This is a genomic window from Pelomicrobium sp., assembly GCF_036803785.1.
Taxonomy (GTDB): Bacteria; Pseudomonadota; Gammaproteobacteria; order Burkholderiales; family UBA6910; genus Pelomicrobium.
The window spans coordinates 1-7,100 of sequence record NZ_DAIRTR010000144.1 but is presented as its reverse complement, the minus strand read 5'-3'; the positions used below and the strand labels follow the sequence as shown (position 1 = coordinate 7,100).

Here is a 7,100-nt window from a genome sequence, read left to right as displayed (position 1 = left end):
GGTGGGGCGCGCCGCCTCCGTGGGGCGGGGGCTGCCTTTCGGGGTGGTGGACCTATCCCTCGCCCCCACGCCCGCCGCCGGCGACAGCGTGGCACGCATCCTGGAGGCGATGGGATTGGAGCGAGTGGGGGCCCACGGCTCCACTGCGGCGCTCGCCTTGCTCAACGACGCGGTGAAGAAGGGGGGCGCTATGGCTTCGGGCTACGTGGGTGGGCTCTCGGGAGCCTTCATTCCCGTGTCGGAGGATTCGGGCATGATGGAGGCGGCGGCCTTGGGGAGCGTGACCTTCGACAAGCTAGAAGCCATGACCAGTGTGTGCTCCGTGGGGTTGGACATGATCGCTGTTCCCGGTGACACGCCGCCCGAGACGCTCGCTGCCATCATCGCCGACGAGGCGGCGATCGGCATGATCAACCGCAAGACCACGGCGGTGCGCCTGATTCCCGTACCTGGCAAGGACGTGGGTGACTACGTGGAGTTCGGGGGCCTGCTGGGACGCGCGCCGGTGATGGCGGTCCATCGCCTCTCGAGCCTCACCTTCGTGCGGCGCGGTGGGCGCATTCCGGCGCCGCTGCAGGCGTTGAACAACTGAAACTCGCGACGGGGCTGTTTTGATCGGGCAAAGTACGTGGGGCGCAGCCGCGAGGCCATCTTGCGCGTGTGCGCGAGCGCTCGGCCGGTTGCGCCGGCGTCTCGATGCGCCGGCGGCCAAGGAAAGGCGCGGATTTTCACCGATGGAGGGGAGGCCCTGGTCCTTTCGGTGGGGAGCCGGGCGTGTTCATCCATGGCCCGGTGATGGAAAACGGTTTACGACTTGTGGTCGTTTCGGTCATGGGAGGCGAGGAAGATGAGCGCAGCTGCGCAGGCGGGTCACCGGGCCCACTGGTCTAGTCGCTGGGCCTTCGTGCTCGCCACCGCCGGCTCGGCGATCGGACTGGGCAACATCTGGAAGTTTCCCTACATGGCGGGGGAGAACGGAGGAGGGGCCTTCGTCCTCATCTACTTCGTCTGCATCGTTCTGATAGGGCTGCCGGTAATGATGACCGAGATCATGCTGGGGCGGCGGGCCCAGCGCAACCCGGTGGCCGCCATGGAGCGGCTCGCGCGGGAGGCGGCTGCTCCCCGGGCCTGGAAGCTGGTGGGCGTGCTGGGCGTGTTCACCGGGGCGGTGATTCTCTCCTTTTACAGCGTGGTGGCCGGCTGGATGCTGGACTACCTGATGCGCGCGGGGGCGGGCCGTTTCCACGGCATGGGTCCACAGGAGGCCAAGGCGGCTTTCGGGGACTTGCTGGCGAACCCCTACGAGCTCGCCCTGTGGCACACCGTCTTCATGTTCCTCACCATGGGGGTGGTGGCCTACGGGGTCACCCGGGGCCTGGAGCGGGCGACCAAGATCATGATGCCGGCCCTCGCCGCCATTTTGCTCGTGCTGGTGGGCTACGGACTCGCGCGGGGCGACATGGCGGGTGCCGCCGCTTTTCTGTTCCATCCGGACTTCTCCCGCCTCTCCCCGCAGGGGGTATTGGCCGCCATGGGACAGGCCTTCTTCAGCTTGAGCCTGGGCATGGGGGCGGTGATGGTCTACGGATCGTACCTGCAGCGCCACATCTCCATTGCCCGGGTGTCGGTGTACGTCGCGGCTGCCGATACCGCCTTCGCCCTGCTCGCGGGGCTGGCGGTCTTTTCCATCGTGTTCGCCCATGGCATGGGACCCGCCGCGGGGCCAGGACTGGTCATGCAGACGCTGCCCATCGCCTTCGGTGCCATGCCCGGCGGCACGGCCTTAGGCGCGCTGTTCTTCCTCCTGGTGGTCTTTGCCGCCTGGACCTCCGCCATCTCCATCGCCGAGCCGGGGATCGCCTGGATGGTGGAGAACCTGCGCCTAAAGCGCGGGCGAGCGTGCGCAGCCTTTGGCGTGGTGGTGTGGCTGGTGGGTGTGGCGGCGCTTCTTTCCTTCAACGTGTGGGAAGGATTCAGGATCTTCGGGCGCTCCGTCTTCGATGCCCTGGACTATCTCGCTTCCAACATTCTCCTGCCCCTCGGCGGGCTCGCCATCGTGATCTTCGGCGCATGGGTGATGCGTCAGACCCATGCCCGCGAAGAGTTGGACCTGGACGAAGGCTGGTTCAAGGCCTGGCGCCTTGCGGCCAGGTACCTGGCGCCGGTGGCGATCGCGCTGGTATTTCTGAATTTGATCGGGCTGCTGCCGGGCGCTTGACCGGTGTTGCTCATTCTCCCAAGTAGGCGTGACGCACCTGGGGATTGCCGAGCAGCTCCGCCGCCGGTCCCGCCAGGGTGACAAGGCCGCTCTCCATCACATAGCCCCGATCGCTCAACTCCAGGGCGAGGCGGGCGTTCTGCTCCACCAGCAGAAGGGTGACGCCCTCCCGGGAGATTTCTCGGACCACTTCAAAAATGCGTTGCACCATGAGGGGCGCGAGGCCCATGCTGGGCTCGTCCAGGAGCAGAAGCTTGGGGCGGCTCATGAGGGCACGCCCAATGGCCAGCATCTGCTGCTCGCCGCCGGAGAGGGTTCCGGCGGTTTGGCGCCGGCGCTCCTTGAGACGGGGGAAGAGCCCATAGACCCGCTCCAGATCCTGGTGAATGGCCGGGCCGTCGCTGCGGGCGTAGGCACCCAGCTCCAAGTTTTCCTCCACCGTGAGCTTGCCGAATACCTGGCGCCCCTCGGGCACGAGGGCCAGCCCTTCTCGCACCAGCTCGAAGGAAGGCTTGCCGGTCACTGGCTTCCCCAGGTAGCGGATCTCTCCGCTGGCGGGCGGGATCATGCCGGCGAGGGCCTTAAGGGTAGTCGTCTTGCCTGCTCCGTTGGCGCCGATCAGTGCCACCCGCTCCCGTTCCCGAACGATGAGGTCGATGCCTTTCACCGCCAGGATCTGGCCGTAGGCCACTTTGAGACCGCGCACTTCCAGTACGTTCACGCAAGGCTCCCGCCCAAGTAAGCCTCGATCACGACCGGATCTGCTCGCACTTCCGCAGGCGTGCCTTCGGCGATCTTTTTGCCGTAGTCCAGGACCGCGACCCGGTCGCACAGACCCATCACCAGCTTGATGTCGTGCTCGATCAGAAGCAGGGTGACCCCGTCGCGGCGGATGCGTTCCAAGAGGGCGCGCAGCTCCGCCGTTTCTGTAGCGTTCATGCCCGCGGCCGGCTCGTCCAGGGCGAGGAGCCGAGGTTCCAGGGCCAGGGCGCGAGCGATTTCCAGCTTGCGCTGGTCCCCGTAGGGGAGATTGCGGGCGAGGTGATTGGCGTGCTGTGCGAGGCCCACGTAGCGAAGGAGGGCGAGGGCCCGCGCGTGGATGTCGGCCTCTTCCTGCCGAGTGGTCCGATTCCGCAGCACCGCTCCCAAGACCCCAGCACGGGAGCGGACGTGGCGGCCCACCATGACGTTTTCCAGGGCCGTCATGTTGGCGAACAGGCGGATGTTCTGGAAGGTGCGGGCGATGCCAGCGGCGGCCACCCGATGGGGCGCCCCCACGTCCAAGGGCTTGCCTTCGAAATAGAACGCTCCGGCATCCGGCGTGTAAAAGCCGGTAAGCACGTTGAAAAAAGTGGTTTTGCCGGCGCCGTTGGGACCGATTAGCCCGTAGATCTCGCCGCGCCGTACCGTGAGAGAGACACCCGAGAGGGCCTCCAGGCCGCCGAAACGCTTGGTAATGCCCCGGGCCTCGAGCAGCGCGCTCATTCGGCGGCGGTGGCGAGCTCGCGTTTGCGGATCTTCGACGGCCACAGACCCGCCGGGCGGAACAGCATCATGAGCACCAGGGCGAGGCCGAACATGAGCATGCGCAGGTCGGAGGGGTCCACGAACACGTGTCCAAACCAGGTCTGCTGCAGGGGGCCCACGTAACGCAGGGCTTCGGGCAGCGCCGTGAGGAGCGCCGCTCCCAGCACCACTCCGCCCACGTTGCCCATGCCGCCCAGCACCACCATGCAAAGCACCATGATGGACTCGAGCAGAGTGAAGCTCTCGGGGCTGATGAAGCCCTGGAAGGAGGCGAATAACCCTCCGGCGACGCCGCCGAAGGTGGCTCCCATGGCGAAGGCGAGCAGCTTCACGTTGCGGGTGTTGATGCCCATGGCCTTGGCCGCCTGCTCATCCTCCCGGATGGCGATCCAGGCCCGGCCGATGCGGGAGTCTTCTAGGCGCACCGAGATCACGATGGAGACAAGCGCGCACAGGAGAAATACATAGTAGTAGCTGTGCACGGGGGAGAGGCTGAGGGGCCCCAGGGCGTAGGTCTTGCTCAGAGAGACTTCCCCCAGGGAAATCGGGTCGATCAAGGTGATGCCCAGGGGGCCGTTGGTGATGTTGACCGGCCGGTTCAGGTTGTTGAGGAAGATGCGGATGATCTCTCCGAATCCCAGGGTCACGATGGCGAGGTAGTCGCCCCGCAGCCGCAGGGTGGGGGCGCCCAGCAGCACCCCGAACACCGCCGCGAGAAACGCCCCCAGGGGCAGCAGCACCAGGAAGGAAGCGTGGATGTCGAACTGGGGCGAAGCGAGCAGGGCGTAGCTGTAGGCGCCCACCGCGAAAAACGCGATGTAGCCGAGATCCAACAGCCCGGCGAAGCCCACCACGATGTTGAGCCCGAGGGCGAGCATCACGTAAAGCAGCGCCACGTCCACGATGCGCACCCAAGTGCGCCCCAGGACGGCATCGACGATGAAAGGCAGGACGAGCAGCACCACGGCCACGCCGACGTAGGCGAGCCGCTTGAGCCCCGGATGGTTTCCCATCAGCCTCGCCATGATCTCTGCCCTTACGCCCGCTCGGAGGCGGGCCCACCGACCAGTCCTGAAGGGCGCAGCACCAGCACCAGCACCAGCACCAAGAAGGCAAAAATGTCCCGGTAGTTGCTCCCCAGCCAGCCGCCGGTGAGATCTCCGATGTAGCCCGAGGCGAGGGCCTCCACCACACCCAGCAGCATGCCACCCAGCATGGCGCCATTCACCTTGCCGATACCCCCCAGCACGGCGGCGGTGAAGGCTTTCAGGCCCAGCATGAAGCCCATGAAGTAATGTCCGATGCCGTAATAGAGGATCACCATCAATCCGGCGATGGCGGCCAGGCCCGAGCCCACCAGGAAGGTGAAGGCGATGATGCGGTTGACGTCGATGCCCATGAGTCCGGCCACGTCCCGGTTCTGCTCAGTGGCCCGCATCGCCTTGCCGATGCGGGTGCGCTTGATGAACCAGGCAAGGGCCGCCATCAGGGCACAGGCGAGCAGGAAAATGAAGGCCTGCAAGTCGGTGATGGCTGCCCCAGCAAAAGTATACGGGGTGGGCTGGAGGAGCTCCGGCAGCGCCAGATACTGCTTTGACCAAATGAGGGCGGCGCTGTACTGGAGCAGGATCGACATGCCGATGGCGGTGATCAGGGGCGCGAGCCGCGGCGCGCGCCGCAGCGGCCGGTACGCTACCCGCTCGATGGATACTCCCAGGATCATGCACACCGCCATCGCCGCTCCTGCCGCTGCGAGAAGGATGAGGGGGGCGGGCATGCCACTACCCGCTAGGGCGGTGCACACGGTCCAGACTACCAGCGCACCCACCATGACGATGTCGCCGTGGGCGAAGTTGATAAGGCCAATGATCCCGTAGACCATCGTGTAGCCGAGCGCCACGATGGCATAGATGCTGCCGAGGATCAGGCCGTTGACCAGCTGCTGGAGAAAGACATCCACGGTTGACCCGGATATTTCACGCAGACGCCCCTGCGATGGACTGAAGCCCCATAGGATCCGCGCCTTGGTGCAAGCAGAGTGAAGCGGCGGTTTGTCCTGTCGGGCTATTCGGGTCCTGACGGGGGCGGCGCGGCCAAGTCACGCCTGCTGTCCCTGCCCGTGGGCCCACCGCGGGCTCCGTCGGAGCCGCGCACGCTTCCTCGCCCGGCGCCGCCCCATTCCCCGTGAAGTCCTGTCAGGGCGCTCGCGGCCTCCGGCGGGTGCCGCTCATCCTGAAGGGCGGCTACTTTTGCGCCGCCTGGGCTGGCGCCGGCGCCCCGGCCTGGCTGGCCTGCGCTGCTGGAGTAGGCGTCACCGTTTCGAGGGGCTCCCATTGCCCGTTCTTCACCACATAGATGGTGATGGGGCCGTCCTTCAGATCCCCTTTCTCGTCGAAGGCGATGGGACCGATCACCCCTTGGTACTGGGTCTTGCCCACTTCAGGCAGGAACTTGGCTGGATCGGTGGAGCCGGCGCGCTTCATGGAATCCGCGAACACCATCACCGCATCGTAGGCCATGGGGGCGAAGAGTTCCACCTCCACGCCGAACTTCTGCTTGAAGCGCTCGAGGAACGCCTTGCCTCCGGGCATCTTGTCCTTGGGCAGGCCCGGGATGGAGGCCATGGTCCCGTGGGCTGCATCGCCCGCGATCTTGATGAAATTGAGGGTTTGAATGCCGTCGCCGCCCATGAATTTGGCATCGATGCCCAGTTCTGCCATCTGCTTCTTCATGGGACCAGCCTGAGGATCGATGCCGCCGAAAAACACCAGGTCCGGGTTCTTGCCCTTGATCCGGGTGAGAATGGCCTTGAAGTCGGTGTCCTTGTCGGTGGTGTGCTCCCGGGCCACGATCTCGGCCCCCAGGCTCTTGGCCGTTGCCGCGAAGGCATCGGCCAGCCCTTGGCCGTAGGCGGTGGAGTCGTCGATCACCGCAATGCGCTTGGCGCCAAGCCTTTCCACCGCGAAGCGCGCATCCACCGGTCCCTGCTGGTCGTCGTGGGCCACGACGCGGAAGGTGGTCTTGAAGCCCTGCAGGGTGTATTTGGGGTTGGTGGAGGAGGGAGAGATTTGGGGAATGCCGGCGTCGGCATAGATCTTGGAGGCGGGGATCGACGCGCCGGAGTTGAAGTGGCCCACCACCGCCACGACGCCGGCGTCCACCAGTTTCTGGGCCACCACGGTGGCCTTGGTGGGGTTCGCCTCGTCGTCCTCAACGATCAGCTGGAATTTCACCTTCTTGCCGCCGATCTCCAGACCCTGGGCGTTTAAGTCGTCGATGGCGAGTTGGGCGCCGTTCTTGATGTCCTGGCCGATGTGGGCTTGGGGGCCAGTCAGGGGTGCGGCCAGGCCAATCT

At 65.9% G+C, this 7,100-nt stretch carries 7 protein-coding genes; 2 read left to right on the top strand and 5 right to left on the bottom strand.

Annotated elements, in window-relative coordinates; all coding sequences use genetic code 11:
* A partial coding sequence (locus V7Q81_RS13525; protein WP_333844216.1) for a DUF711 family protein occupies positions 1-592 on the top strand: 592 nt, incomplete at its 5' end.
* 255 nt (positions 593-847) lie between these two features.
* A complete protein-coding gene (locus V7Q81_RS13520) occupies positions 848-2,218 on the top strand; it encodes a sodium-dependent transporter (RefSeq protein WP_333844214.1) in 1,371 nt (456 codons plus the stop codon).
* A gap of 10 nt (positions 2,219-2,228) precedes the next feature.
* On the opposite strand, the gene V7Q81_RS13515 is transcribed toward V7Q81_RS13520, so the two are convergent.
* The 5 genes from V7Q81_RS13515 to V7Q81_RS13495 all read right to left on the bottom strand — a co-directional run.
* Positions 2,229-2,939: an ABC transporter ATP-binding protein gene (locus V7Q81_RS13515; protein WP_333844211.1), complete on the bottom strand. Its 711-nt coding sequence runs from the start codon at positions 2,937-2,939 to the stop codon at positions 2,229-2,231.
* Positions 2,936-3,703: an ABC transporter ATP-binding protein gene (locus V7Q81_RS13510; protein ID WP_333844208.1), complete on the bottom strand. Its 768-nt coding sequence runs from the start codon at positions 3,701-3,703 to the stop codon at positions 2,936-2,938. Before V7Q81_RS13510 ends, V7Q81_RS13515 begins: the two co-directional genes overlap by 4 nt.
* Positions 3,700-4,758: an ABC transporter permease subunit gene (locus V7Q81_RS13505; protein WP_333844205.1), complete on the bottom strand. Its 1,059-nt coding sequence runs from the start codon at positions 4,756-4,758 to the stop codon at positions 3,700-3,702. The genes V7Q81_RS13510 and V7Q81_RS13505 overlap by 4 nt, the downstream gene beginning before the upstream one ends.
* 23 nt (positions 4,759-4,781) lie before the next feature.
* Positions 4,782-5,705 (bottom strand): branched-chain amino acid ABC transporter permease, encoded by a 924-nt coding sequence (locus tag V7Q81_RS13500; protein ID WP_333844204.1) that lies wholly within the window; start codon positions 5,703-5,705, stop codon positions 4,782-4,784.
* 283 nt (positions 5,706-5,988) lie between these two features.
* Positions 5,989-7,100, bottom strand: a 1,112-nt coding sequence (locus V7Q81_RS13495; protein ID WP_333844201.1) for a branched-chain amino acid ABC transporter substrate-binding protein, incomplete at its 5' end; no start/stop codon positions are given.